The following is a 25174-nucleotide window of genomic DNA, read 5'->3' on the forward strand; positions in this document are numbered from 1 at the left end:
AACCACAGCCGGAGCTATCATGGACACCCTGAACGAGACGAAAAACCTGATCCAGAGCCGTGATGATGGCTTCGTTCATGTTCGGGGCGCACGCGAGCATAATCTCAAAAACGTCAGTGTGGACCTGCCACGTGATAGTCTCGTGGTGTTCACAGGTGTTTCCGGCTCCGGAAAATCTTCACTCGCTTTCGGCACGCTCTACGCCGAGGCGCAGCGCCGCTACCTTGAATCCGTCTCGCCCTATGCCCGTCGCCTGTTTCAGCAGATGCCCGTGCCGGATGTGGACAGCGTGGACGGCCTGCCGCCCGCCATCGCACTCCAGCAGCAGCGCGGCGGCAGCTCCGGGCGCTCGTCCGTCGGCAGCATCACCACGCTCTCGAACCTGTTGCGGATGCTCTACTCCCGTGCCGGAACCTATCCCGAGGGATTGGCGCGGCTGGAAGCGGAATCCTTCTCGCCGAACACGCCGATGGGGGCCTGCAAACGCTGCCACGGGCTGGGCCGCATCCATGACGTGACGGAAGCGAACATGGTGCCGGACGACAGCCTTTCCATCCGTGATCGCGCTGTCGCGTCATGGCCGACCGCATGGCAGGGGCAGAACCTGCGTGACATCCTCGTCACCAGAGGTGTCGATGTCGATTGTCCCTGGCATGATCTGCCGAAAAAGACACGTGACTGGATTCTCTTCACCGACGAGACGCCGACTTATCCGGTCTATCCCGGCTTCACGCATGAGCAGGTGAAGCATGCCATTTCACGCGGGCTGGAACCCGGCTATCAGGGCACATTTACCGGTGCGCGGCGCTACATTCTTCAGACTTTCGCCAATTCGCAGAGTGCCATGATGCGCAAGCGGGTCGAGGCGTTCATGACCTCCACCGACTGCCCGGACTGTCACGGCCAACGCCTGAACGCCGATGCGCTGCGGGTGACGTTCGGCAGTTACAACATCGCCGCCATGACGGCATTGCCGCTGGAAACCATCGCCGGGACATTGCGCGCTTCGGTGGACGCCAACCCGGCACAGGATGCGACCGCCATTGCCGCCGGGCGCATCGTCGAGGACATGATCGCGCGCATTGCCGTGCTGGAAGATCTCGGCCTCGGTTATCTCCAGATGGATCGCGGAGTGCAGACGCTTTCCCCCGGCGAATATCAGCGTCTGCGCCTCGGCACACAGATTCACTCCAACCTGTTCGGCGTGGTCTATGTGCTGGACGAGCCGTCCGCCGGTCTGCATCCCGCCGATACACAGGCCCTGCTTGCGGCGCTGGACCGGTTGCGCAACGCTGGAAATTCTCTTTTCCTCGTCGAGCACAATCTCGATATCGTGCGCAATGCAGAGTGGGTCGTGGATGTTGGGCCACAGGCGGGAACGCGCGGTGGCGAGGTGCTCTATTCCGGCCCGCTCGCAGGACTGAAGGCTGTCGAGAACTCCCGCACGCGGGACTATGTGTTTGCGGCCACGACAGCCGTTCACCACACACCGCGCAAACCCTCCGGCTGGCTGCGTCTTGAGGATATCAGTTGGAATAACCTGAACAACCTGTCGGCTTCTTTTCCCCTTGGCACGTTCACGTCTGTGACCGGTGTCTCAGGTTCCGGAAAATCCTCTCTGGTCAGTCAGGTTCTCACAACTGTTATGGCTAAAGCCCTCGGTCAGGCGTTGCCGGAAGCAGAGGAAGAAGAGACATCTCTTGCTCCTTCTGCCCCCTCGGGAGATCCGGAAGGGCGGATTGTCGAAGGTCTGGGCACTATCAAACGTCTTGTGGTGATTGACCAGAAACCCATCGGACGCACGCCGCGCTCAAACCTTGCGACTTACACTGGGCTTTTCGATACCATTCGTAAACTCTACGCAGGAACCGATCTGGCGCGTTCCCGCAAATACGATGCTGGACATTTCTCGTTCAACCTTCCGAAAGGTCGTTGTCCAACTTGTGAAGGTGCGGGATCGACCATGGTGGAACTGCTGTTCCTGCCGAGTGTCTATGCGCCCTGTCCCGCCTGTCATGGCGCACGCTACAAACCCGAAATTCTCGACGTCACCTATAGGGGGCGCTCCATAGCCGAAGTTCTCGACATGAATGTCGATGAAGCCTGCGTGTTTTTTGTCGAAGACGCAGGCCCTGCGCAGGCCCTGACCACGCTTCAGCGCGGTGGCCTAGGCCATCTCAAACTTGGTCAGCCCGCGACGGAACTCTCTGGTGGTGAAGCGCAGCGGATCAAGCTGGCAACGGAACTGCAAAAGCAGCGTCGTGGTCACACACTCTACATTCTTGATGAGCCAACAACCGGATTGCATCCCGCTGATGCCGACCGGTTGATGGATCATCTTCATGAACTGGTGGAGAGTGGGAACACCGTCATTGTGGCTGAGCACGACATGCGGCTTGTGGCGCGAGGCGACTGGGTGATTGATCTCGGGCCGGGTGCGGGCGGCAAGGGCGGAGGTATCGTGGCGGAAGGAACGCCTCGGGCTGTTGCTCATAGCGAAGGGAGTGTCACCGCACCGTTTCTGGCGCGCTACACGGAGTAGGGCTTCCGGGGCAAAAACCCGGACCCTACAAAAGCAGCAGCCTTTCTTTGATACCTATTATTCTGGTGTCAAAGCAGAAGCCTTGTGAAAAGCGATATGTCCTGTCCTGCTGCACCGGATTTCATACTGCGGCTCTTCCGGGGAAGCATGGTGCGTATAGCCGTTGACCTCGAACGGTGCCTTTCGGACAGAGATGATCGTGCCGGATGTGCGGCCGCCTTCGTATTTCCATGAGACACCATCACCTGTTTTGAAATCAGTCATGATCCAGTTATCCCCTGACCAGAAGGCCGTGGCAGGTTTTGCACCTGCCACCGTTTACCTCATGCCCCTCAGATGGCGGCCAGAAGATCTGCATCGGCAGCCGAACCGAAGAATTCGTAGCGCAGCTGCGCAGCCGGAACGCCTGCTGCCTTCAGAGTTTCGACCATATCGCGCATGAACTGGTCCGGGCCGCAGATACGATAGATCGTGTCAGGATCAATCTGTGTTGCCAGCCATGCTTTCGAGATGCGGCCAGCATGATAGCGAACACCTGATTGCACCGCCGCACTCTCCGGCACTCCCGTGCTGAAGAAAATATCTGCCTGCAACACGCCGGATTTAGCCAACTTCCGGACATCCGCTCCAAATGCCTCCGTCCCTGCTGTATGCGCACCATGAATGAAGCGAACCGACTTTTTCTCGTCGGATGACAGCGCCTCAACAGCAGAGATAAATGGTGTCAGTCCAATGCCTGCACTGAGGAAAACCGTTTTCTGCTCTTTCGTCGGGTCATAGACAAAATCACCGGCAGGAGCGGACACCTGCAATTCCGTGCCTTCCTGCACCGTGTCATGGAACCATGAGGAGACAACGCCGCCGTCTTCCTTCCGCACGCTGATCCGGTAGTGCTCCGGCGAAGGGGCGGATGAGATGCTGTAATTGCGGCGCTCCGGACCATGTCCGGGAATCTCCAGTTTGAAACTCAGATACTGGCCAGGCAGGTGCTTCATCACCGGATTGCCATTCGTCGGCACCAGTTCAAACGAGCGGATGATGCTGCTTTCCTGCTTCACGGACCGGACGCGGAATGTGCGCCAGCCGGTCCAGCCGCCGGGAGCCTCTTCGTGTTCGTCATAAATCTGCTTTTCACGACCGATCAGCACGTCAGCAAGAAACCAGTAGGCTTTGGCCCAGGCATCCATGATCTCCGGCGTCGCGGCATCGCCCAGCACATGCTCGATCGCGCCGAGCAGAGCCTTGCCGACATACGGGTAATGCTCCGGCAGGATGTTCAGGCCGACATGCTTTTGCGTGATGCGCTCGACCATGCCGCCGAGATTGCCCAGCGTGTCGATATTGCGGGCATAGGCCAACACCGCGAGCGCAAGCGCCTTAGGCTGCTCACCGTCTTTCTGATGCGACATGTTGAACAGGTCGCGGATCTCGGGATCGGCCAGCAGCCGCTGGTACATTTCCTTCGTGATATCCAGACCATGCGCCTCAAGAGCAGGAACGCAGGCTTTGACGATGGAGCGCGTTTTTTCGTCGAGAGGAGCAGTCATCGGATTTCAATCCTTAAAGGTGTTTAACATAGTAACCTTAATGAGCGGCGACCCGTTAAGGTGTCAATGAGAGAAACCTTTTTGTGTGGTCATGGCCGCCATGCTGGTTTATCATTTTCCAATGCGTCTTACTCTTCAGTCCGATTATGCCCTGCGCGCTCTGGTCTTTCTGGCCAGTAATCCAGACCGGTTGTCTTCGATCCATGAAATTTCCGAGATCTACGGCATCTCCGAACATTACATGGTGAAGATCATCCATCGCCTCGGCGGCGGCGGGTTCATCGAGACGATCCGCGGACGGAAGGGCGGCCTGCGTCTGGGGCGTCCGGCGGAGCAGATACGCATCGGTGATGTCGTGCGCTTCACGGAAGAGGATTTCGCCGTGGTGAGCTGTATGCAGCGGGACAGGAAGGAAGGCGAAGGCTCCTGCCTCCTGATGCCCGATTGCAGCCTGCGTCATACGCTGGGTGAGGCGATGGATGCCTTTCTGAATGTTCTGGACAATCGGACACTGGCGGACGTTGCCGGGGCATGGGAGCGGCAAAAACTGTCTGTGGCCCTCGTTCGCTGAACGCTCCCGCATAGCCCGAAAACGGTGGCAGACCCGACCTTGCGTCGGGATCAGAGCGACGTTTCCTTCCGACAGAGGTAACATCCACACAATCCCTATTGATACAGTATAACATAACCTTTAGGGGTTTTCGCCATGCGTTCGTCCCGGCTCCCCTTTCTGCTTGTCGCTTTGTGTCTCGGTGTCGCCCCGGCCCGTGCGGCGGATCAGACACCCCAGCCTACGCGGATTGTGGCAGCCGAAAACGTATGGGGCGATATCGCCGCGCAGATCGGCGGGACGGATGTGGTGGTGGAGAGCATTCTCAGCGCTCCGGATATCGATCCGCATCTGTTTGAACCGGTGCCCACGACGGCCCGCGATGTGGCGAATTCAGACCTTGTCATCCTCAATGGCGCCGGTTTTGACCCCTGGATGAGTCGTCTGTCCGGTGTGCGTCCGGCGATCCGTGTGGCCGATATCGCGGGCTGGCATGATGGCGACAATCCGCATCTGTGGTTCGACCCCGTGGTCGTCGGGAAAGTGGGCGAGGCCGTAGCGCACGCCCTGCGCGATGATCCTCGCAACACACCCGTCCTTCGTGCTTTCGAGCAGACCGTCACCCAACTGGAAGACCGCATCGCCGCGCTGCGGAAGCAGGTCGCCGGTATGAAGATTTCGGCTACGGAACCGCTGCTCGGTCGCCTGACCGACAGTCTTGGACTGGTGACTGAAAACACGGCTTTTCAGCTAGCCGTGATGAACGATGTTGAACCCGGGCCCGCCGAGGTGGCCCGGTTCGAGAACGATCTGCGCAATGGCACGCTCCGGCTGCTGATTTACAACAAACAGACGGTCACGCCGTCCGCTTCCCGACTGCTGGAGGTGGCGAAAGAGGCGGGGGTGCCCAGCATCGCCGTGACCGAAACATTGCCCCCGGGGATGCACTGGCAGGGCTGGATGAGTACGATTCTGGATGAGCTGGAAGCGGCGCTCCTGAAGCGTGGTCGAGCCTGATGGCGGAACCCGCCGTCACCTGCGAGAACGTGATGCTTAGTCGTGGGGAGCGTGACATCCTGTCGGGTGTTTCCTTGTCCGTGCCTGAGGGGTGTTTCGTCGGACTGTTCGGGCCGAATGGCGGCGGCAAGACGACATTGTTGCGGGCATTGCTGGGATTGCAGCCGGTGGCGAGAGGACGGATCACCGTTCTCGGGGACGCTCCCGGCGCGTGTTCGGCGCAGATTGGCTACATGCCGCAGAGTCGCGGCGGGAATGGCGCATCCCTGACCGGCTGGGACCTTCTGGGCTCCGGTATGTCCGGCAACCGTTGGGGAATTCCGTGGCGGTCGCGGGCCGACACGCTCGCCATTCGGGAAGCTCTGGACGCGGTGGACGCCACGGCTCTGGCCGACCGCCGACTGGGCGCGCTGTCCGGGGGCGAACGGCAGCGGCTCCTCATTGCGCAGGCCCTGATCGGCTGGCCCCGACTGCTGCTGCTCGATGAGCCGCTCGCCAGCCTTGATCCGGTTCGCATGCGGGATGTGGCCGAGCGTCTGGGACGGATCGCGAAACAGCGGGGCATGACGGTGATCTGCTCGGCGCACGACATCAATGCGCTGATGGGCGTCATGGATTCCGTGCTGTATGTGGCGCGCGGGCAGGCACGGCTCGGCACGGTGGATGAGGTGATGACGACGGAAGGTCTTTCGGCGCTCTACGGCGCGCCGGTGGAAGTCTGCCGCGCTCCGTCCGGACGGCTTCTGGTCAGCGCGGACGCCCTGTGATGTTCGCCTATGACTTCATGCGGATGGCTTTCGGCGCGTCCGTTTTCGTGGCGCTGCTGGCTGGTCCGGTGGGCTGGTTCCTTGTGCTGCGCGGCCAGAGTTTCGCCGGTCACGCCCTGTCTCATATCGCCTTTGCCGGAGCAGCGGGCGCGGCACTGGTGGGCTGGTCGCCGCTCACGGGCCTGTTTGCCGCCGCGATTCTGGCGGGAGGCGCGATGGGTGTGCTCGACCGGCAGACGGCGCAACGAGACGTGGCGATCGGACTGGTTCTGTCGCTGGCCATGGGCTGCGGCGTGCTGTTCCTGCATCTGATGACGCGCTCGGCCTCCATCGCCAATGCGCTGCTGTTCGGCAACGTGCTGGGTGTCAGCCGTGCGATGCTGGCCTCTCTTGCGGGCTTCACCCTTATTGGCGGGGGGGCACTGGCATTGCTGGCACGCCCGCTGCTGTTCGCCAGTCTCCAGCCCGAACTGGCGGAGGCGCGTGGCGTCAATATTCGCCTGCTCTCCACGCTCTTCCTGATGCTGGTGGGCGCTGCGACCGCCGAGTCCTCGCAGATTACCGGCGTCTTGCTGGTCTTTACGCTGATGGTCGGGCCGGGTGCTTCTGCCCACAGGCTGGGGCTGTCACCTCTGGCCGGAATCGGGGCGGCGGCCCTGCTGGCGGTCGCGGAAGCGTGGGGCGGACTGGCTTTGTCCTGGTGGACCGACGCGCCGGTGTCGTTCTGGATCGCCGTGCTGAGCGTGGGGGTGTTTTTGCTGGCGGGCGTGTTTAACCGGACGGCGTGATGTCCGGAGACGGCATTATGGCTTCGGTGCGCGCAGGACTCCCGTCAGTCGTGTGTCTTGCGGAAAGTCCCGAAAGTTGGGACAACCGGAAACAGGTTATCGGGTGTGCGGAAGGAACGGTCGGGATGCGCGGAATCCTGCGGCGGGTATGGGGTGCGGCGGCTTTAGCTGGCGTTATGACGGTCGGACTGTCGGTTTCGGCGATGGCGCAGATGCCTTCCGACGATGACGGCAAAAAAGACGGTCCCGACATGCACACGCTCGCCTCGCGTTTTAACGCGGTGCGGGTGAAGAAGGACTACGACTATATCCATCGTCCCGCAGGTGACAAAGTCATTGAGCAGCCGGATATCGACCGTCTGATGTTCTGGACAAAGGATGGTCAGCCGGATGGATATGCGCAGCGCCGTGGTGACAGCGTGATTTATTATAATGCTGGCGGACAGGCAGTGCGGGTGCAGCGTCTCGCACCCGGCGAGGCTGACTGAGGAAAGAGAAGCGGCCGTCCGTCAGAAGGACGTTGCGATATCCAGCGCGGCAGCCGTCCAGCCAGTAGGCCGGAACGTCCCGACAACGTGTCTTTCCGCTTCCGCCAGAGCAGCGGCGTCAAAAGCCATCTCCCTGACTTTGTGAAGTGCATCTTCGAGATTGTCCGGATCGAACGGAATGGCCAGCCCCTGTCCGGCTTCCGAAAGCGCCCCGCGCTCGGAAGCAAGGCATATTTTTCCTCTGGCAAGACTTTCCGAGACGGGAAGTCCCCACCCTTCGTAAAGCGAGGGCACCATCGTGAAGAGTGCCTGTTGGTAAAGCGTGTTTAACTGCGCGTCGGACGGGGCGCGGGCGATGATGAGATGACCATCCAGAAAATTGCTGTTGCGGATCTGCTGGAGCAGGTCATCGGCCAGCCAGCCCGGCGAGCCTGCAAGAATGAGGGTCGGGATGGGCGCGCCCGTGTTGTTTTCCAGAAGGCGACGCCAGAGGCGGAAGAGGAAAAGATGATTCTTTCTCGCTTCGAACGTGCCGACTGACAGCACATATCGGGATGGCAGCGGCACGGAGAAGCCTGTTGCAGTCAGCGTCGCGGGCAATGCCGTGCCTATGCGGATCGTGCGCGGGGCAAGTCCCGAAAACTGCCGTTCAAGATCCGCACGGGTCGCATCCGAGACGGCAAAGACCTGATCGCATTGCGGAAGAACGGAAGTCATCCAGCGTTTGAAGACACGGGGAAGGCCGGGCGAACACCATTCCGGAAAAAGCAGCGGAATAATATCGTGGATGAGCAGCCCGAACCGTATGTCATGATGGTCCCGGTAATGCTGGATCAGCCTGCCGTAATCGGGATGGGCCCAGGGCGCACCGAGCGCGAGAATGACATCCTGCGGTTGTGGCGAGAATGGAGATCCATCCGAGCCGGTGACATGCTGGCGCACAACCTGTCGTGCGATCGAGAGCGTGCCGGAGGTGAGTGCAGGGATCGCTTTCAAGGCGGCGGTCTGGTGAGCCAGAAACTGACCCAGAGGCACCCGCATGGCGGGCGGCAGACGGAGGGCCACTCGTCGCAGGGGAGAGGGTGACGCAGGGAGTGGCGCGGCGGTTTCGAGATGGCCCGACGCGGTGCTGGACGACAGACGTTCGTAAATTTCCAGAACCTGCGACCAGGGAACGGTGAGAAAACGTTCGCCGTTCACCGCGTGCCGCAGAAACCCGACGCGCCCTTCCATCGCCTCAGACGACAGCATGGCGCGCTGGATTTCAAAGGCGACTCTCTGGATGCCGCTCGGTCGTGAATTCGTCCGGCTGTATTCGAACAAATCCTCGATATCGAACCAGAAACGTCGCGGAGAAGAAGGCTGCATCGTCGGATTGCCTGTGACTACGGAAGCGTCCTGAATAATGCAGACGATCCGACGATGCCAGAAGGGGTGTCAGGCGTTCTGAAGGCCGTTGGCGATGATGGTCTGGGCTTCGGCAGGCGTAAGCGTGGTGGTGGCAGGAGCGGAGACCGCGCCGATCAGGGCTTCGAGCGCGGGGAGAAGGGCCGCCACGGCTGCGACGATGGTATTGACCGGAGACGGTAGGACGCTCTGAAAGTCCTGAAGAATAGCCAGCGCGGCGGAGGCGGCGCTTTCAGCGGTAGCGACCCAGTTCTGGGCAACGGTCAGTGTGACATCCGACGCCGCCGAAGCCGCGACCTGTGCCGTCACGGTGCTGATCCGGGTGATGGCGGCCGTGACGGTGGCAGCATTCGTCGTGCCGATCACGGTGGTGACGGCGGTGGCGTTCACCAGCTCCGTCAGACCCGATTCAATGCTGCTGATGATGGAGAGAAGTTTTGTCACATTGACGGAATAGGTCGTGCTGCCGCCGGATGTGGTGGTCGTGCAGGCACTGAGCGCCGCGGTGACGCCAAGGGCACCAAGCGATGCGATGCCGGACCTGAGCAGGTTCCGACGAGAAAATGAAGGCATGAAAATTCCTTGATTTAACGAATGAATATCAAATTGCAGATATAAAAAAGACGCGGAAAGGCGGTGTGCGTCGCGCGCGTTTCGCTCAGGCGCGCCGCACACATTATAAATGTCCTTAGAGCGGGCAAAGAGCCGCTATGCTGCCAGCGACCGGGAATGGGGGAACTTCCCCCCCGCCGATCCTGCCGGTAGTGTCGCCGTGTTATCCCGTTTCAGCCCTGTCGTGAGGCCAGCAAGTGAAGACCGCTCTTTCCATCTTTTGTCTGACGGCTTTCTGCCTCGCCTCTCCGGCCCGCGCCGATGAGTCCCTTTCTTCAGCCGCCGAGAGTTCGGTGCCGAACATACAGTTGCAGAAAGAGCTGGCGGTGCTGCAGACCGATCCGGAGCAGGCCAGTGAGGCCTGTGTCACGGCGATGAAGGAACTGCATGACACGCAGGCCAAGATCGCGCTGGCGGAGGAGCGGTCCTCTTCCCCTGATCTCACGGTTGCACATGATGTGCTCGAATCGGATTATGAGAGCGCCATCGAAATGTGTGGCCCGGACGCCCGGCGTCTCTGCGGAGAGCCCAATCTGTCAAACAAGCTGGCTCACGCGTGCCAGATACTGAGCGCCTCATCGGACTGACAGGCGGAATAAAAGGTTTTCCGGTCCCCGTGAGGTGTTGGATCTCCTGTTTCTTTTAGAGACTTTTTCAAAAGCTCTCCGCTAAGCGGGAACGTTCGTGAGGGCGCGCCCGACCAGTGTGTGTTTTGAGCACTGAAGCGAAGCGGCCATGCGGACCGTGAGCATCCGAGCGTGGAAACCGTGCGTCGGATCACCCGCAGAGAGCTTTTGAAACAGCCGCTTAGACGTCCGCGATGCTCATGTCAGGGCGACGCCACCAGCATTGTGCGGCAGGGCGGGGCGCAGGCAGCATCGGCAGCGGATCGCCGGAAAACTCTACCGTATTGGTCGGTGTTTCCTGAACCGTGATGGTGGTGCAGCGCAGCACCCCGCCATCGGCCAGCAGCATCGCGTCCAGCTTCGCCTTCATCAGGCAGGCCATCATTTCCGTCGTCGGGTCGCCGGGTGTCACCACGATACGCTCGGCACGGTGAGGTTCATTGGCGCGGAACCAGCCCAGAAGCGGATCGTCCTCGGCCAGTTGGAGCGCATGATCAAGCCGCTCATCGACAAACTGGTGCCAGGTGCTTTTGGCGCGCTGGAACGACACAGGCATGTTCGCCACGCCATCCAGCGGTTGCAGTGCCGTGGGGGCGAGACGAACGGTGACGAATTCATTGTGCCCATGCGGGAGAGCGCAGCTTTCGCTGGCACCGTGTATCAGCCGGTGGCCCATTGAGAAGCGGCGGGTGAAAATCAGATCAACCATGAGGGGCAGAGTCCTTGTGACGTGCTGCTTCGTAGGCGCTCCATCCCGCCTTGCGCAGTTCGCAGGCCGGACAGGTGCCGCATCCATGCCCCCACGGATAAAGCGTGCCGCGGGTTCCGAGATAGCAACTGTGGCTTTCGTGGTTGATGAGCGTCACCAGAGCCTCTCCCCCCAGCGATTCCGCCAGTGACCATGTCTGCGCCTTGTCGATCCACATCAGGGGCGTGTGCAGCACGAAACGGGAGGCCATGCCGAGGTTGAGAGCCACCTGTAGCGCCTTGATGGTGTCGTCACGGCAGTCCGGATAGCCGGAATAGTCCGTCTCGCAGACGCCCGTCACGATATGCCGAAGGCCGCGTCGATAGGCCAGTGCGGCGGCGAAGCTGAGGAAGATCAGGTTGCGGCCCGGAACGAAGGTGCTGGGCAGCCCGCTTTCCGTCAGGGTGATTGCGGTATCGCGGGTCAGCGCCGTGTCCGAGACCTTGCCGAGAGCATCCAGCGCCAGTGTGTGGTCCGGCCCGAGCCGTTCTTTCCAGTCTGGTTGCAGCAGCGCCATGCCATCGCGCAGCGTCTCCCGGCAGGAAAGCTCCACCGCGTGGCGCTGGCCATAATCGAAGCCCAGCGTTTCCACCCGGCTAAACCGGCTGAGCGCCCATGCGAGACATGTCGCCGAATCCTGACCGCCGGAAAACACGACGAGCGCGCTATCGGAGGAGGCGGGCATGGAAGCCTGAAATGTCTCGGTCATGGTCATGGAATCCCGATCAGCTTGTGGGTCTGCAACGAGAGGCGCCAGCGCGGATGCTCAAGGCAATAGCGGACAGCCGCAGCCGTGTTGGCCACACGGTCCGGGCCATCCATGGGCTGGAGCCAGAACTGCTCGAAATCGAGCGTCAGCATGTCAGCCGGGTCGAATTCAGGCTGCGGAAACACCAGCTTCAGTTCCTGCCCCCCCTTCTGGACCCACTGGGAACCGGCTTTGGGGCTGATGCACAGCCAGTCGATTCCATCCGGCGCTGGCATGGTGCCATTGCTTTCCACCGCAATGGTAAAGCCTTCCTCATGCACCGCATCAAGGAGCGCCGCGTCAAGCTGGAGCAGCGGTTCGCCGCCGGTAAAGACGACAAATCTCTGGTCACGGCCTGAGCCTGCCCATGTGTCGGCAATCGCACGGGCCAGTATGCGGGCATCTGCGAAACGTCCGCCCCCCGGTCCATCGGTGCCGATGAAATCGGTATCGCAAAACTGGCAGATGGCCTGTTCCCTGTCCGCTTCCCGGCCAGTCCACAGATTGCAGCCCGCGAAACGGCAGAAGACCGCCGCGCGCCCGCTCTGGCCACCTTCGCCCTGAAGCGTGTGGAAAAGTTCCTTTACGGCGTAGCTCATGGCCGGTGATGTCGGACATGGCGACGCGGAAGGCAAGGGAAAATCGGCCTTCGTGAAATGGCGGCAAACCACATGCGCCATGTCGGGAGCCCGCGTTCTGACCTGTCGCTGCCGTTCCATCGTCTTCAATGATGAAGCGGGACAATCAATGGTCAGAATGCTCAGGCGGCAAGAAGATTAAGGTACGGGTCATCCCGGTTCGGGAAGCCGGTCCTCCTTGGCGGAAGGTGGGGACATGCTATTCCAACAAAATATGAAGAAGTCTCTCACACCGGTTTATTTAAAATAACTATTCATATTTTGACGATATTTTATTGCTGAGTGTAACGATTTTATGGCGATCTCTTGATGAACTAATAACACCGTAAAGCAAAGATTAACGGCCTATTATCTGTGTGCTGTCAGCGAGGGCTGCTAAACCAGAATTCATCAAACACTTACAATAATACTTCGAAATAAAAAGGTAGAACAGATGTCAGCGATGCGTGAACTGTCCATTGCAGAACTCGAAACCGTCGCTGGCGGTTGCTGCTCTCATTCACAGCATGCATGCGGTGGTGGAGGGCAGTCTTCTGCTTCCCTTTCCGGCATGATCGGTGCTTACGCCGGATACCTGGCAGGCATGTACAATGTGAGTGCTGATTACTTCAACCACGCCAGCTGCTCGACCATCTCCAGCGCCTGGCAGAATGTCGCTTCCGATGAGAAAATCGGCTACTCCACGACACAGAACATGTCTGTCGGCGACGCCATGAAGTTCCTACAGCAGACCATCTCCACGATCAGGAGCGCGGTGACGGTCTCGGGCTGTGGCTGCATCACCGGTGAAAACGCCATCGCTTTCCCGATCACCTCTTCCTCCAGCACGTTTGGCTGATCCCCGGAGGGTGTCCTGTTCTCCCGAATCAGGGACACCCATCACCCGGCACTGTATCTTTCCGTTGCCTCATCATCCGACAGGACAGATCCGTCCCACCCGATGATGAACGGGCCGAAAGAAAAAAGACTGGCTCCCGTGCTTTGCAGCACCGGAGCCTTTTCCTGTTTTGCCGTCTGGTCAGGCATGCCTCAGCGACCCAGAAATTCTCTCATGGCCGGGCGGAAGTTGGCGTTCTCATGGCTGCATCGAGACAGCTTCACCAGAGAAAATCGTTGTAGTGGTGTAAGATTTCTCCATTCCAGAAGCGTCGGCTCTCTGATGCCGTCTCTTATGGCCTGCGTGGCGACGATGTCTGGCACCGTGTGCGCCTTTTCCCATTCCTCAAAAGAATCCGTAGCCAGAAAACGCGCCGGTTCGTCCGTCCGGGTTTCGATCAGTGTGAGCAGCAGCGCACGATAGGCCTCTTTGTCCGCATCGTTTTCAAAGGGGAGATCGACAAGAGTGGCACGCTCTTCATGGGAGAACCGGCTCCACTGACGCAGTGACAGCTTGATTCCGCACAGATCCAGCTTCATTCGCGCCAGCATGGGAATGCACCGCAGCGAACCGGCAAAATCACGTTCGAACTCAAAAAGCGTCATGGGTGCGTTCCGATTTGACCGTCAGCGAAAAATGTATGGCCTCTGTGTCAGAGCCCCCCTTATGCGGCATCAGCCGTTTCTTTCCGCTCGGCGTCAAAGGGCAAAAGCCGCACGGGAATCGATTTGGCGGCAGGCGTGCCGCTGATGTCATCGAAGTGATTGAGCGGCAGAAGCGGATTGAGTTCCGGATAATAGCCGGCGACAGCACCGCGCGGCATGGGGTAGTCCACAAGTGTCAAACCTTCCACGCGTCGCAGAATCCCGTCCGTTGAAACAGTCTCCAGCGTCACTTTCTGGTTGGACATAAGACCGTGCGCTTCACGTTCGGCGGCTGCAAGAAACAGAACCATCCGGTCGTTATAGATACCGCGATAACGGTCGGAGTTGCTGTAAATGGTGGTGTTGAACTGGTCGTGTGAGCGGATCGTGGAGAGGCGAAGCATCGCCGGATCATCCACCGGACTGTCTATGTCCAGTCCGGGCATAATCAGGAAATTCGCCTTCCCGCTGGCTGTGGGCCACACACGCCGACGTGGCGGAATATCCAGATGGAAGCCTTTGGGGTCTTTGATTTTTTCTGGAAAATCCGCGTAAATTTCAGGATAGACCTCCGCGATCTTTCCCCGGATCAGTCCATAATCCTCACTATAGCTTTCCCACGGAATGACGCTGTCCGGCAGTGTAGCCCGCGCCATCCGGCAGACAATATCCACCTCCGAAAGCAGATCCGGACTCGCCGGTTCCAGCACCCCTTTCGAAGGGGTGACATTCGACATGGCATCCTCGATCGTGACGAACTGTTCCCCCGTTTTCTGCCGGTCGATTTCGGAACGCGCGATGACCGGAAGGATCAGCGCATCCCTGCCGTGGACCAGATGTCCCCTGTTGAGCTTCGTCGTAATGCCGACCGTCAGGTCCAGACGACGCATTGCCTCGTAGGTGATCGGAGTATCGGGGACGGCGTGGACGAAGTTGCCGCCCATGCCGATAAACACTTTCGCCGTGCCTGCGATCATGGCCTTGACGGAGTCGATCACGTGATGGCCGTGCTCACGAGGCGGTTCGAAGCCGAATACGGCACGCAGCCGGTCGAGATAAGCGGGAGTCGGTTTCTCGTCGATGCCGACGGTGCGGTCGCCCTGCACGTTCGAATGGCCGCGAATGGGGGCGATCCCAGCTCCCGGTTTGCCGAAATTGCCATGCAGCATCAGCAGACTGGCAATCTGCTGGATCATCCGCGCGCCTTTCTGATGCTGGGTGATGCCCATGCCGTAGCAGATGACCGTGGCGTTCGATTTCGCATAAATATCGGCAATGCGGCGGATCTGTTCTTCGGAAATACCTGAAATTCGTACAATCGCAGCCCAGTCCTGCGTCATGACCTCATCGCGCATGGCCTCGAAACCAGCCGTGTGTTCGGCGATGAAGGCCCGGTCCAGAACCGTTTCTCCTGCCGCCTCCCGTTCGAACAGCGCCTTCATCATGCCTTTTACGAACGCGAGGTCGCCGCCGATACGGATATGCACGAACTCGCTGGCAATGGCCGTGGAACCGAGTGTCGCCATCTGGACGGGGTCCTGCGGCTCGGTGAAGCGGATCAGCGCCCGCTCCGGCATCGGGTTGACCACCACAACCGGCACACCGTGCTTTCTGGCATGAACCAGATTGCTCATCATGCGGGGCGAATTGGTGCCGGTGTTCTGTCCGAAGACGAAGATCGCCTCGGCATCGTCAAAATCCGACATGACGATCGTGCCCTTGCCAACCCCGATGGAGAAGGGAAGGCCGCGCGAGGTCGGCTCGTGACACATGTTCGAGCAGTCGGGAAAATTGTTGGTGCCATAGGCCCGTACAAAGATCGAATAGAGAAAGGCCGCTTCGTTGGAGGTCCGGCCGGAGGTGTAGAACTCAGCTTCATCGGGAGAGTCGAGCGCCTGTAAATGGCTCCCGATCATGCTGAACGCATCCTCCCACGAAACGGGAACATAGCGGTCGGTTGCGCTCTCGTAGCGCATGGGTTCGGTCAGACGGCCCTGCTCCTCCAGCCAGTAATCGCTCCGCGCCATCAGTTCCGTGACGGTGTACTGTTCGAACAGGGCGCGGGTGACACGCTTTTTCGTGGCCTCCGTGGCCAGCGCCTTTGCGCCATTCTCGCAGAACTCAAGAAGCTTTTTCTTGCTTGGGTCGGGGAAGGCGCAACTTGGGCATTTGAAACCACCCGGCTGGTTCATGGCCAGGAGCGCCCGGGACCCCTTGCCGACCACACTCTGTTCCAGAAGAATTTTGGCGGTCGCCCTGGCAGCACCCCAACCGCCGGCTGGCGGTGTGTAGGGCGCGTAATGCGGCTTACCGTTTTCGTCCATGGCGATGGCTCTTTTTGCTGTTTTGCGCCGTGCCCTGTCTGCCGCGCGGTGCGGAGCAGGTCTTGTAAACGAAAGGAAGCCGAGAAAGTTCGGTTTGCTGGCGTAAGACGAGTACACTTTTCCGCTAGTCTAAGTTTATCATCCTTTTAGAAACGGTATGTATCTTTTCATATATGTATGGCGTCGTGCATGAGAGCCCCACCACACTCTCCCGCGGTGTGTCTCACACGCGTTGCATCGTCCACGCGACCCGACCGATGATCGTCAGTGCCTGTCCTTCGGGATTGCCGAAACTGACCTGCTCCGCGGGAAAGGTTTCCGGTCGATAGGCGGGATTGTCCGACTGCACGATGAAATCGCCACTTGCCGTTCGGGAAACGCGTTTTACGAAAAGACCGGCATGCATCACAACCGCATAGACACCTTCGATCCGCGATGAAGGCTGGGTGTCGATAAGCAGCCGGTCGCCACTGTGAATGGTCGGCAGCATGGAATCGCCATCGGCGGTGATGATGATCAGTCCCGCCGGTTGCAGCCCCAGTTCATCGGTCAGGAAGGAGCGGGGGAACTGCACAGGGCGGGCATCGCTTTCCTCGCAGGTGCGCCCGAAACCGGCTGACGCTTTGGCGTCGTAGTAGGAGACGGCGACGGAGGCGGGGAGCTTGGTCTCCCCTGTCCACAGCCAGTCAGCCGCGACGCCAAGTTCTGCGGCCATATCGGCGATTTTCGAAGGTTTCCAGTCCGCTCCGGGGCGCTGGTATTTGCCGATCATGGATTCGGAAATGCCAGTGGCGAGATGAAGCTGACGTGCCGAACCGTAGCGCTGGATAGCCTGTGCCAGACGTCCCTCGCGGGTGGCTGAGTCGGCAATCTGCCGGGATGGCGGTCCGCGTCGCCGACGGGAAGGTATGGTTTCCACAGCGATTACAACGGATTGTGTGGGAAAAGAGAGTGTCCATATAATAATACAATCTGAAAGTGTATTTTCTGCTTGTTTATATGATCTAAATGACTCATATTTATCTCCGTTGTCTCGCAGACCTCAGGACGGGACGCGGAACCTAATCGCCATAAGCGTCAAAATGCTTACGGAATGGATTAAATATGACACATATGAATTATAAAGAGCAAGCGCGGTCGATGCCGTATGATGGCCCCAATCCCATTCGGATGAGCGAGAGATCATGGCGTCTCATGATGGCCCCCCTCACGCCTGAGCAACGCAGTGAACTCACGCAGTTGTGGGAACAGGCCCGTTACACAAGCCGGATAGCGATCTCCTCGGTGAGTCCCTCTGGGGATGCTTCATCAGGCGCACTGGAAAATGCCGAAACCGCCATGACGATGCTTCTCGACAAACTGTCTGAACTGAATGTCCGGCACCCTGTCGAGGGGCTCGTTCTGGTGGGGAGCGCGGTCTGATGGTGAAAAAATTCGAATCTGCCCGCGCCGAGAGCGTGGAGAAAGCCGCCCTTGATCTGTATGGGAAGGGCAAGAGTATCCGGGCGATTTCCGATCAGATCGGTGCTTCGCGTTCCTATGTCCACCGACTGCTGATGCGCCGCCGCACGGAAGAACTGACCGCCATGGTGAGCCGCCGTCGGGTCGCGCATGGCAACGAGCCGCTCGCGCCGGGAAACGCGATCAGCATGGGCGCCATCTCGTTCCATAACCGGCGGTATGTGAATTGAAGCAGACATGTTCACATGATTTGAGAACGCTATTTCAACCGGAAGCGATTTCGGCACTCACCTCCTGTGCTCCGACAGGAGGCAATCTGCCTGTTGTTCGCTCCGGCGTCCGCATCACTGCCCTTTTTTAGCCGCGTCGAACGCATCCATGATTCGGGTCGAATAGACCAGCGCCGCGCCCGCATTATCAGGCGCACTGGAAAATGCCGAAACCGCCATGACGATGCTTCTCGACAAACTGTCTGAACTGAATGTCCGGCACCCTGTCGAGGGGCTCGTTCTGGTGGGGAGCGCGGTCTGATGGTGAAAAAATTCGAATCTGCCCGCGCCGAGAGCGTGGAGAAAGCCGCCCTTGATCTGTATGGGAAGGGCAAGAGTATCCGGGCGATTTCCGATCAGATCGGTGCTTCGCGTTCCTATGTCCACCGACTGCTGATGCGCCGCCGCACGGAAGAACTGACCGCCATGGTGAGCCGCCGTCGGGTCGCGCATGGCAACGAGCCGCTCGCGCCGGGAAACGCGATCAGCATGGGCGCCATCTCGTTCCATAACCGGCGGTATGTGAATTGAAGCAGACATGTTCACATGATTTGAGAACGCTATTTCAACCGGAAGCGATTTCGGCACTCACCTCCTGTGCTCCGACAGGAGGCAATCTGCCTGTTGTTCGCTCCGGCGTCCGCATCACTGCCCTTTTTTAGCCGCGTCGAACGCATCCATGATTCGGGTCGAATAGACCAGCGCCGCGCCCGCATTCAGCGCAATGGCGACGCTCAGTGCCTCTCCGATCTCGTCCCGCGTTGCCCCCGCCTTGACGGCTTCGGCGGCATGAATGGTGATGCAGCCGTCGCAGCGTGTGGTCGCCGCGACTGCAAGAGCGATCAGCTCGCGCGTTTTGGCGTCGAGATGCCCGGTCTTCTCGCCCGCGCCGTTGAGGGCCAGGATGCTCGAGACCGTGTCGGGGGAGACGGTGGCATAGGCGCCGATCGCCTTGCCGAGATGTTCGCGCCGTTCGTTCCAGTCAGACCAGTCACTCATGCCAAGACTCCTGAAAAATGAAGGAAGAAGCGGGCACGGTAGGACAACGGAGGCGCGTTCGTATCTTCACCACCGCGTGAACGTGACGTCACGACCCGGTGTGGCCTGTGACGTGAGTCTTGCTGACGTCAGCCGGTCTCGCTATCGGCAGAAGGATGAACGTCCTGAACACACAGCCCCCTTCGTCCGTTTCGCCCCCGCCGTCCGGACCCTTCGCTCTTTATGAGGAACGGGTGGCGGACGGGAAGCTGCGGCGTGACCCTGATCAGGAACGGGTGGCCAGACGGCTCGACCGACTCTGGACCGATCTGAATGGTTATCGCCCCGCTCCGCCCCGGCAGGCGGTGGAACGGAAAGGCCTGCTGGCCAGAATGGCCGACCGGCTTCCGACGCTCCTTCATCGCGGGGAGAATGACCCCGCTGCGCAGGTCCCCAGAGGCGTCTACATCGTCGGGCGTGTCGGGCGTGGCAAGACAATGCTCATGGACCTGTTTTTCTCTTGCGTCCCGGTGGAGAAGAAGCAGCGCATCCACTTCCTGACGTTCATGCAGGAAATCCATCAGCGGATCAGAGCCCTGAAGGAAGCCAGCCCAGGCATATCGGACCCGATTCCGCCTCTGGCCCAGACCATCGCCCGTGATGCCACGCTGCTCTGTTTCGACGAGTTCCAGATCAACGATATCGCGGACGCCATGATCCTCGGGCGTCTGTTCGAGGCGCTGTTCCTGGCCAACGTGGTCATCGTGGCGACCTCGAACACTGTGCCGGGCGACCTGTTCCAGAATCGTCCGGGCGCGGATGCGTTCAAGCCGTTCATCGCCGTCATCCAGCGTCATCTCGACACCGAGGTTCTGGATTCGGAAACCGATTATCGCCGGGGACGCGAGCAGGACGATACGACATGGATCGTTCCTGCCGACGAAACCGCCCGTCGCAGGCTCGACAGGATCGTCGCGCGGTATGGCGACGGACACCCCATCGAGAAAGTGACGCTGGAATTCAGTGGGCGCACGCTACCGGTGGACCATGCACAGGGTCCGGTTGCACGTTTCGATTTCACTTCTCTGTGTAGCCGCCCCTTGGGACCAAACGATTATTTGGCGATTGCCCGAAGGTTTCCCGTTATTGTGATCGACGATATTCCGACGCTCGGACCAGACGACGCGAACGTGGCGCGACGCTTCATCACTTTGATCGACGCCTTGTACGACAACGGCAATTTGCTGTTCGTGTCGGCGGACGACTCGCCGGATGACCTGTTCCCGGCGGGGGAGGGAGCCGATGCCTTCGCCCGCACGGCATCGCGTCTGGTGGAGATGAGCAGTGAAAGCTGGCTCGCCCGGGCCCATGCCCCCGGCGGTGTCCTCTCCAGACCGTGACAGCCGGATGTCTTGTCGCGTCTTTTGCCGGGGTCTAGCAAAATTCACAACGACCCGGCCGGGACCGGGCAAGGTCGGATCATCTGGCCGCACGAGGGAAAGGACCATGAGGATGCAGAAAGACACGCAATCCTGTCAGGCGTTTCAGTCATGCGATCGGGTGATCGGTTCTTCAGGCTTTGCGCGTAAAAGTCTTCTGGAGACGACGGCCTATGGATCGGCTTGGGGTGGTGGCGCACACGCCTCTTCCGCAGGCTTGAGAAGAGACACAGGAGTGTTTTGAAATGGCGGGCAGCGATCTTCTTACGGCGGCATTGAGCGGTAGCAATATCGCCTATGTGGCCGACCTGTATGCACGGTGGGCCGAAGACCCGAAGAGTGTCGATCCGTCCTTCGCCGACCTGTTCGGCTCGCTGGACGATGAGGCTACGTCGATCCTTCAGGACGCCTCGGGCGCATCCTGGGCACCGCGCAAATCCATCATCACGGGCGACGAACCTGCGCCCGCTCCCACGGGAAAAGTCGCGGCTGGCAAGGGCACGGGTCTGGCTGCCTCTGACAGTCTTGCGGTGGCTCAGCTCATCCGGGCCTTTCGCGAGTTCGGGCATCTGGAAGCAAACACCGATCCGCTCGGGCTGAAGGTGCCCGCTCCGACTGCCGAACTTGATCCCACGACCTATGGCTTCGGTCCGAAAGACCTCGACCGTCCGGTTTATATCGGCACGCTCCTGTCCCCCCTTCTGCAGGGTCGCGACACGGCGACGGTCCGGGAAATCGCCGGCGCGTTGCGGCAGATCTATTGCGGCTCCATCGGCGCGGAATACATGTATGCCCGCAACGAAGAGCAGCGCGAATGGATACGCTCCCGGCTGGAAGGGGATAACTGGCACAGCAGCGTCACGGTCGAGGAACAGAAGTCGATCCTCAGCAACCTGACGGAAGCGGAAGGTTTCGAATCCTTCTGCCAGAAGCGCTATGTCGGTGCGAAACGCTTCGGACTTGAGGGCGGCGAAGTCTCCATTCCGGCGCTGCATGCGGTCATCGATCAGGTGGCGCAGCAGGGCGTGAAGTCGGTCGCCATCGGCATGGCCCACCGTGGTCGCCTGAACACGCTGGTCAACGTCGTCCGCAAGCCTTACGTCGCGATCTTCAACGAGTTCGGCGGCGGCTCCTTCAAGCCCGATAATGTGGCGGGTTCCGGCGACGTGAAATACCATCTCGGCTCCTCCACGGATGTTGAGATCGGTGGTCACGCGGTCCACATCTCGCTGCAGCCGAACCCGTCGCATCTCGAAGCTGTTGATCCGGTTGTCTGCGGCAAGGTCCGGGCCGCGCAGGATGATGACGGCGATACCGAGACGCGTCTCTCGCACATGGCGATCCAGATCCACGGCGACGCGGCTTTTGCCGGTCAGGGCGTGGTCTATGAGACGATTTCCATGTCGCAGCTCAAGGGTTACCGCACGGGTGGCTCGGTCCATATCATCGTGAACAATCAGGTCGGTTTCACAACCAATCCCGAGAACGGTCATTCCGGCATCTACGGTTCCGACATGGCGAAGGCCATTGAGGCGCCTGTGCTGCACATCAACGGTGATGACGCGGAAGCCGTGGTCTATGCCGCACGTCTGGCCGCCGATTATCGGCAGAAATTCGCAAGCGATGTGATGCTCGATATCGTCTGCTATCGCCGGAACGGGCACAATGAAACGGATGAGCCCAGTTTCACCCAGCCGATAATGTACAAGGCCATCGCGGCGCATGAGACGCCTCATACGGTGTATGCCAACCGTCTGATCAAGGCGGGCGTCCTGACGGAAGACGAGGTGAAAGCCCAGTGGGATGCTTTCCACGCCCGTCTGGACGAGGATTTCAAGGCGGCCCAGTCCTATAAGGTTAATAAGGCCGACTGGCTGGAGAGCCACTGGTCCGGTCTGCAGGCTCCCCCGAAGGCTGGCGAAGTCACGAAGGTCGAGACCGGCATCCCGAATGATATGCTGACAAAAATCGGCTCGGCGATCACGCAGGTTCCGGAAAATTTCGATCTCAACAGCAAGATCGCCCGTCAGTTCAAGGCGAAGGCCAAGGCGATCGAGACCGGCGAAGGCATCGACTGGGCAACCGGCGAGGCGCTGGGCTTTGGCTCCCTGCTCATGGAAAAGCACCGCGTCCGTCTGTCGGGCGAGGACGTGCAGCGTGGCACATTCAGCCAGCGCCATGCCGTGGTCTTCGATCAGGCCAATCAGCAGCCCTACACGATGCTGAACCACATCGAAGGCGATCAGGCGCAGATCGACATCTGGAACTCGCACCTGTCAGAATTTGGCGTGCTCGGGTTCGAGTATGGCTACACCATGCACAACCCAAATACCCTCGTGTTGTGGGAAGCGCAGTTCGGTGACTTCGCCAACGGTGCGCAGGTCATCATCGACCAGTTTATCGCGTCGGGCGAGACGAAATGGCTGCGGATGTCCGGCCTCGTGCTGCTGCTGCCGCACGGTTACGAAGGGCAGGGACCGGAACATTCCTCGGCCCGTCTGGAGCGCTACCTCCAGCTTTGTGCCGAAGACAACATGTTCGTGTGCAACATCACGTCTCCGGCCAATTACTTCCACGCCCTGCGTCGCCAGCTGAAGCTGCCATATCGCAAGCCCCTCGTGCTGATGGAGCCGAAGTCCCTGCTGCGTCACAAGCTGGCGGTCTCCCCTCTGGCCGAGTTCGAGACGGGCACGAGTTTCCGTCCGGTGATCGGTGAGAGCGATCCTCTGACTGACAGTGCCGTCGAGCGTGTGGTTCTGTGCTCGGGCAAGGTTTATTACGATCTGCTGGAAGCCCGGCGCGCCCAGAGTCTGGATAAAGTGGCGATCATTCGCCTCGAACAGCTTTATCCGTTCCCGGAGGCCGAACTGGCTGCCGAACTGAAGCGCTATCCGAACGCGAAAGACATCGTGTGGTGTCAGGAAGAGACGCGCAACGCCGGTGCCTGGCATTTTGTCGATCGTCTGATCGAGGGTGCCCTTGGGGTTGCGGGGCATAAGGTCGGGCGACCGGCTTATGTGGGCCGTGCTCCCGGTGCGAGCCCGGCGACGGGTCTTGCCAAGACGCATGCCGCGGAACAGGCGGCTCTGGTCCGGAACGCTCTGGGACTGGCCTGAACGTGTGAGAAAGCCGGGCTGCCATGAGGTGGCCCGGTTCTGTTTGTATGCCCTGATGCCTGTCTGTCTCGCAGACGTGATGGTCAGGTGTCGGGGCCGTGAATTCCGAAGCTCCTCTATTAGGGGCATAACGCGATGAGACGGGATTGTGGGTCATTGACCGCAAGCCGTCGATTCGAAAAGGAAAGTGGGAAGCGAGATGTCAGTCGAGATCAAGGTGCCGACGCTGGGCGAGAGTGTCACGACGGCGACTGTTGCGAAATGGCTGAAAAAAGCCGGAGAGCAGGTGGCGGCTGACGAACCCGTTGCCGAACTGGAGACCGACAAGGTGACGGTCGAGGTTCCGGCCCCGCAGGCTGGTGTGCTGGGTCAGCCAGCCGTGAAGGAAGGCGATGAAGTCGAGGTCGGGGCGCTCCTGACCACGATCGATCCCAGCGGTTCAGCCAAACCGACTCCAAAGGCAGAAGCTCCCAAAGCTCAAGCGCCAAAAGCGGAAGTCGCGAAGGCGGCACCTGCTCCGGCGGTGAAGTCGGTAACGCCGGTGGATGCGGCTGCTGCTTTTCCTGCAGCGCGCAAGCTGATGGCGGAGAGCGGTGTGTCCTCGCAGCAGGTGGGCTCGGGGTCGGGCAAGGACGGTCGTATCACCAAAGGCGACGTGCAGACCTTCCTGACGCAGCCGCCGGTGACAGCGCCGGTTGCAGCCCGACCGCCACGCAAGGACGATCCGCGCGAGGAGCGGGTGAAGATGACGCGCCTGCGTCGGACCATCGCCCGTCGCCTGAAGGACGCGCAGAATACGGCAGCGATGCTGACCACGTTCAACGAGATCGACATGACCGCCGCGAAGGAAATGCGCGTCGAGTTTCAGGATCTCTTCGTGAAGAAATACGGTGTGAAGCTCGGCTTCATGTCCATCTTCTCGAAAGCGGTGATCGCGGCGCTCAACGAGTTTCCGGCCATCAATGCCGAAATCGACGGCGAGGACGTGATCTACCGTCACTTCGTCAATCTCGGCATCGCGGTCGGAGGCCCGAACGGGCTGGTCGTGCCGGTGATCCGGGACGCCGAAAAGCTGTCACATGCCGAGATCGAGAAGAAGATCGCAGGGTTCGGCAAGGCCGCTCGGGAAGGCACGCTGAAGATCGACGATCTGGCGGGTGGCAGTTTCTCCATCACCAATGGCGGTATCTACGGCTCGATGCTGTCCACGCCGATCCTGAACGCACCGCAGTCAGGCATTCTCGGTATGCACAATATCGTGGATCGCCCGATGGCGGTGAACGGCAAGGTCGAGATCCGTCCGATCATGTATGTGGCGCTGTCCTATGATCATCGGATCGTTGACGGCAAGGAAGCCGTAAGCTTCCTTGTTTCGGTCAAGAAATATGTCGAGGACCCGCGCAGTTTGCTGCTCGGGCTCTGAGAAATGCTGAAAGGCCCTTCTGTCGCAGGACCGAAGGGCCTTCTGATTTTGGGGGCTGTCGTCTGACGAGGCTCCCGTGCCTCCGTGAGTGAGGAGGCGGACACAGGGCGATGGGCGTGCGGATGTGGGACACCACGGGCGTCGATCGGCTTTCAATCGGGACGG

At 60.0% G+C, this 25174-nt stretch carries 27 protein-coding genes; 15 read left to right on the top strand and 12 right to left on the bottom strand.

The window, feature by feature from the left end; genetic code table 11:
- The first annotated feature begins 19 nt into the window (after nt 1-19).
- Nucleotides 20-2542, top strand: coding sequence for an excinuclease ABC subunit UvrA (locus tag GOB81_RS07175; RefSeq protein WP_173569689.1), 2523 nt, complete (start codon nt 20-22; stop codon nt 2540-2542).
- Between the two features lie 57 nt (nt 2543-2599).
- Here GOB81_RS07175 and GOB81_RS07180 read toward each other — a convergent pair whose 3' ends face one another.
- On the bottom strand, nt 2600-2806 hold the full coding sequence (locus GOB81_RS07180; protein ID WP_173569690.1) for a hypervirulence associated TUDOR domain-containing protein: 207 nt from the start codon (nt 2804-2806) through the stop codon (nt 2600-2602).
- A 68-nt stretch (nt 2807-2874) separates the two neighbouring features.
- A complete protein-coding gene (hmpA, locus tag GOB81_RS07185; protein ID WP_173569691.1) occupies nt 2875-4089 on the bottom strand; it encodes an NO-inducible flavohemoprotein in 1215 nt (404 codons plus the stop codon).
- 121 nt (nt 4090-4210) lie between these two features.
- Between hmpA and GOB81_RS07190 the strand changes: the two genes are divergently transcribed.
- The 5 genes from GOB81_RS07190 (at nt 4211) to GOB81_RS07210 (ending at nt 7699) form a co-directional block, all read left to right on the top strand.
- Nucleotides 4211-4660, top strand: coding sequence for an Rrf2 family transcriptional regulator (locus GOB81_RS07190; protein WP_173569692.1), 450 nt, complete (start codon nt 4211-4213; stop codon nt 4658-4660).
- Between the two features lie 135 nt (nt 4661-4795).
- Nucleotides 4796-5656: a metal ABC transporter solute-binding protein, Zn/Mn family gene (locus tag GOB81_RS07195; protein ID WP_173569693.1), complete on the top strand. Its 861-nt coding sequence runs from the start codon at nt 4796-4798 to the stop codon at nt 5654-5656.
- On the top strand, nt 5656-6423 hold the full coding sequence (locus tag GOB81_RS07200) for a metal ABC transporter ATP-binding protein (RefSeq protein ID WP_173569694.1): 768 nt from the start codon (nt 5656-5658) through the stop codon (nt 6421-6423). Before GOB81_RS07195 ends, GOB81_RS07200 begins: the two co-directional genes overlap by 1 nt.
- Nucleotides 6423-7211 (top strand): metal ABC transporter permease, encoded by a 789-nt coding sequence (locus tag GOB81_RS07205; RefSeq protein ID WP_173569695.1) that lies wholly within the window; start codon nt 6423-6425, stop codon nt 7209-7211. The genes GOB81_RS07200 and GOB81_RS07205 overlap by 1 nt, the downstream gene beginning before the upstream one ends.
- A gap of 17 nt (nt 7212-7228) precedes the next feature.
- Complete coding sequence (locus tag GOB81_RS07210; RefSeq protein ID WP_242010116.1) at nt 7229-7699, top strand: hypothetical protein; 471 nt, start codon at nt 7229-7231, stop codon at nt 7697-7699.
- A 21-nt stretch (nt 7700-7720) separates the two neighbouring features.
- On the opposite strand, the gene GOB81_RS07215 is transcribed toward GOB81_RS07210, so the two are convergent.
- Together GOB81_RS07215 and GOB81_RS07220 are read right to left on the bottom strand one after the other, a co-directional pair.
- Entirely contained in the window at nt 7721-9067 is a 1347-nt protein-coding gene (locus GOB81_RS07215; protein WP_173569696.1) for a glycosyltransferase family 4 protein, read from the bottom strand.
- A gap of 69 nt (nt 9068-9136) precedes the next feature.
- Entirely contained in the window at nt 9137-9679 is a 543-nt protein-coding gene (locus GOB81_RS07220; protein ID WP_173569697.1) for a hypothetical protein, read from the bottom strand.
- A 236-nt stretch (nt 9680-9915) separates the two neighbouring features.
- Here GOB81_RS07220 and GOB81_RS07225 point away from each other — a divergent pair, with 236 nt between their 5' ends.
- A complete protein-coding gene (locus GOB81_RS07225) occupies nt 9916-10305 on the top strand; it encodes a hypothetical protein (RefSeq protein ID WP_173569698.1) in 390 nt (129 codons plus the stop codon).
- A gap of 220 nt (nt 10306-10525) precedes the next feature.
- Here GOB81_RS07225 and GOB81_RS07230 read toward each other — a convergent pair whose 3' ends face one another.
- From GOB81_RS07230 to queE, 3 genes are read right to left on the bottom strand one after another with little or no spacing between them, the layout of a single operon-like run.
- Nucleotides 10526-11053, bottom strand: coding sequence for a 6-pyruvoyl trahydropterin synthase family protein (locus GOB81_RS07230; RefSeq protein ID WP_173569699.1), 528 nt, complete (start codon nt 11051-11053; stop codon nt 10526-10528).
- Nucleotides 11046-11801 carry a 7-cyano-7-deazaguanine synthase QueC gene (gene queC / locus GOB81_RS07235; RefSeq protein ID WP_242010117.1) on the bottom strand — a complete coding sequence of 252 codons (756 nt, stop codon included), beginning with the start codon at nt 11799-11801 and terminating at the stop codon, nt 11046-11048. The genes GOB81_RS07230 and queC overlap by 8 nt, the downstream gene beginning before the upstream one ends.
- Nucleotides 11802-11803: 2 nt before the next feature.
- Nucleotides 11804-12439, bottom strand: a complete 636-nt coding sequence (gene queE, locus GOB81_RS07240) for a 7-carboxy-7-deazaguanine synthase (protein ID WP_173569700.1) — start codon at nt 12437-12439, stop codon at nt 11804-11806.
- Here queE and GOB81_RS07245 point away from each other — a divergent pair.
- Together GOB81_RS07245 and GOB81_RS07250 are read left to right on the top strand one after the other, a co-directional pair.
- The gene (locus tag GOB81_RS07245; protein ID WP_173569701.1) at nt 12438-12620 is read left to right on the top strand and encodes a hypothetical protein; all 183 of its coding nucleotides are present in this window, start codon (nt 12438-12440) and stop codon (nt 12618-12620) included. The genes queE and GOB81_RS07245 overlap by 2 nt on opposite strands.
- 291 nt (nt 12621-12911) lie before the next feature.
- The gene (locus tag GOB81_RS07250; RefSeq protein ID WP_173569702.1) at nt 12912-13316 is read left to right on the top strand and encodes a hypothetical protein; all 405 of its coding nucleotides are present in this window, start codon (nt 12912-12914) and stop codon (nt 13314-13316) included.
- A 41-nt stretch (nt 13317-13357) separates the two neighbouring features.
- On the opposite strand, the gene GOB81_RS07255 is transcribed toward GOB81_RS07250, so the two are convergent.
- The 4 genes from GOB81_RS07255 to GOB81_RS17675 all read right to left on the bottom strand — a co-directional run bounded on the left by GOB81_RS07255 (nt 13358) and on the right by GOB81_RS17675 (nt 17242).
- Nucleotides 13358-13504 carry a hypothetical protein gene (locus GOB81_RS07255; protein ID WP_173569703.1) on the bottom strand — a complete coding sequence of 49 codons (147 nt, stop codon included), beginning with the start codon at nt 13502-13504 and terminating at the stop codon, nt 13358-13360.
- 3 nt (nt 13505-13507) lie between these two features.
- Nucleotides 13508-13960, bottom strand: coding sequence for a nitrate reductase associated protein (locus tag GOB81_RS07260; RefSeq protein ID WP_173569704.1), 453 nt, complete (start codon nt 13958-13960; stop codon nt 13508-13510).
- Between the two features lie 59 nt (nt 13961-14019).
- A complete protein-coding gene (locus GOB81_RS07265) occupies nt 14020-16323 on the bottom strand; it encodes an FdhF/YdeP family oxidoreductase (RefSeq protein ID WP_173569705.1) in 2304 nt (767 codons plus the stop codon).
- 223 nt (nt 16324-16546) lie between these two features.
- Complete coding sequence (locus GOB81_RS17675) at nt 16547-17242, bottom strand: S24 family peptidase (RefSeq protein WP_338421333.1); 696 nt, start codon at nt 17240-17242, stop codon at nt 16547-16549.
- Between the two features lie 185 nt (nt 17243-17427).
- Here GOB81_RS17675 and GOB81_RS07275 point away from each other — a divergent pair, with 185 nt between their 5' ends.
- The 3 genes from GOB81_RS07275 (at nt 17428) to GOB81_RS07290 (ending at nt 18584) form a co-directional block, all read left to right on the top strand.
- Nucleotides 17428-17745 carry a hypothetical protein gene (locus GOB81_RS07275; RefSeq protein WP_173569706.1) on the top strand — a complete coding sequence of 106 codons (318 nt, stop codon included), beginning with the start codon at nt 17428-17430 and terminating at the stop codon, nt 17743-17745.
- On the top strand, nt 17745-18014 hold the full coding sequence (locus GOB81_RS07280; RefSeq protein WP_173569707.1) for a helix-turn-helix domain-containing protein: 270 nt from the start codon (nt 17745-17747) through the stop codon (nt 18012-18014). Before GOB81_RS07275 ends, GOB81_RS07280 begins: the two co-directional genes overlap by 1 nt.
- Nucleotides 18015-18314: 300 nt before the next feature.
- The gene (locus GOB81_RS07290) at nt 18315-18584 is read left to right on the top strand and encodes a helix-turn-helix domain-containing protein (RefSeq protein ID WP_173569707.1); all 270 of its coding nucleotides are present in this window, start codon (nt 18315-18317) and stop codon (nt 18582-18584) included.
- A 114-nt stretch (nt 18585-18698) separates the two neighbouring features.
- Here GOB81_RS07290 and GOB81_RS07295 read toward each other — a convergent pair whose 3' ends face one another.
- Nucleotides 18699-19052, bottom strand: a complete 354-nt coding sequence (locus tag GOB81_RS07295; protein ID WP_173569708.1) for a carboxymuconolactone decarboxylase family protein — start codon at nt 19050-19052, stop codon at nt 18699-18701.
- A 155-nt stretch (nt 19053-19207) separates the two neighbouring features.
- Between GOB81_RS07295 and zapE the strand changes: the two genes are divergently transcribed.
- The 3 genes from zapE (at nt 19208) to odhB (ending at nt 25009) form a co-directional block, all read left to right on the top strand.
- Complete coding sequence (gene zapE / locus GOB81_RS07300; RefSeq protein WP_173569709.1) at nt 19208-20431, top strand: cell division protein ZapE; 1224 nt, start codon at nt 19208-19210, stop codon at nt 20429-20431.
- Nucleotides 20432-20715: 284 nt separating this feature from the next.
- A complete protein-coding gene (locus tag GOB81_RS07305; protein ID WP_173569710.1) occupies nt 20716-23586 on the top strand; it encodes a 2-oxoglutarate dehydrogenase E1 component in 2871 nt (956 codons plus the stop codon).
- A 199-nt stretch (nt 23587-23785) separates the two neighbouring features.
- Entirely contained in the window at nt 23786-25009 is a 1224-nt protein-coding gene (gene odhB, locus GOB81_RS07310) for a 2-oxoglutarate dehydrogenase complex dihydrolipoyllysine-residue succinyltransferase (RefSeq protein WP_173569711.1), read from the top strand.
- Nucleotides 25010-25174 lie beyond the last annotated feature (165 nt).

This window comes from Acetobacter conturbans (assembly GCF_011516755.1).
GTDB classification, from domain to species: Bacteria; Pseudomonadota; Alphaproteobacteria; order Acetobacterales; family Acetobacteraceae; genus Acetobacter; species Acetobacter conturbans.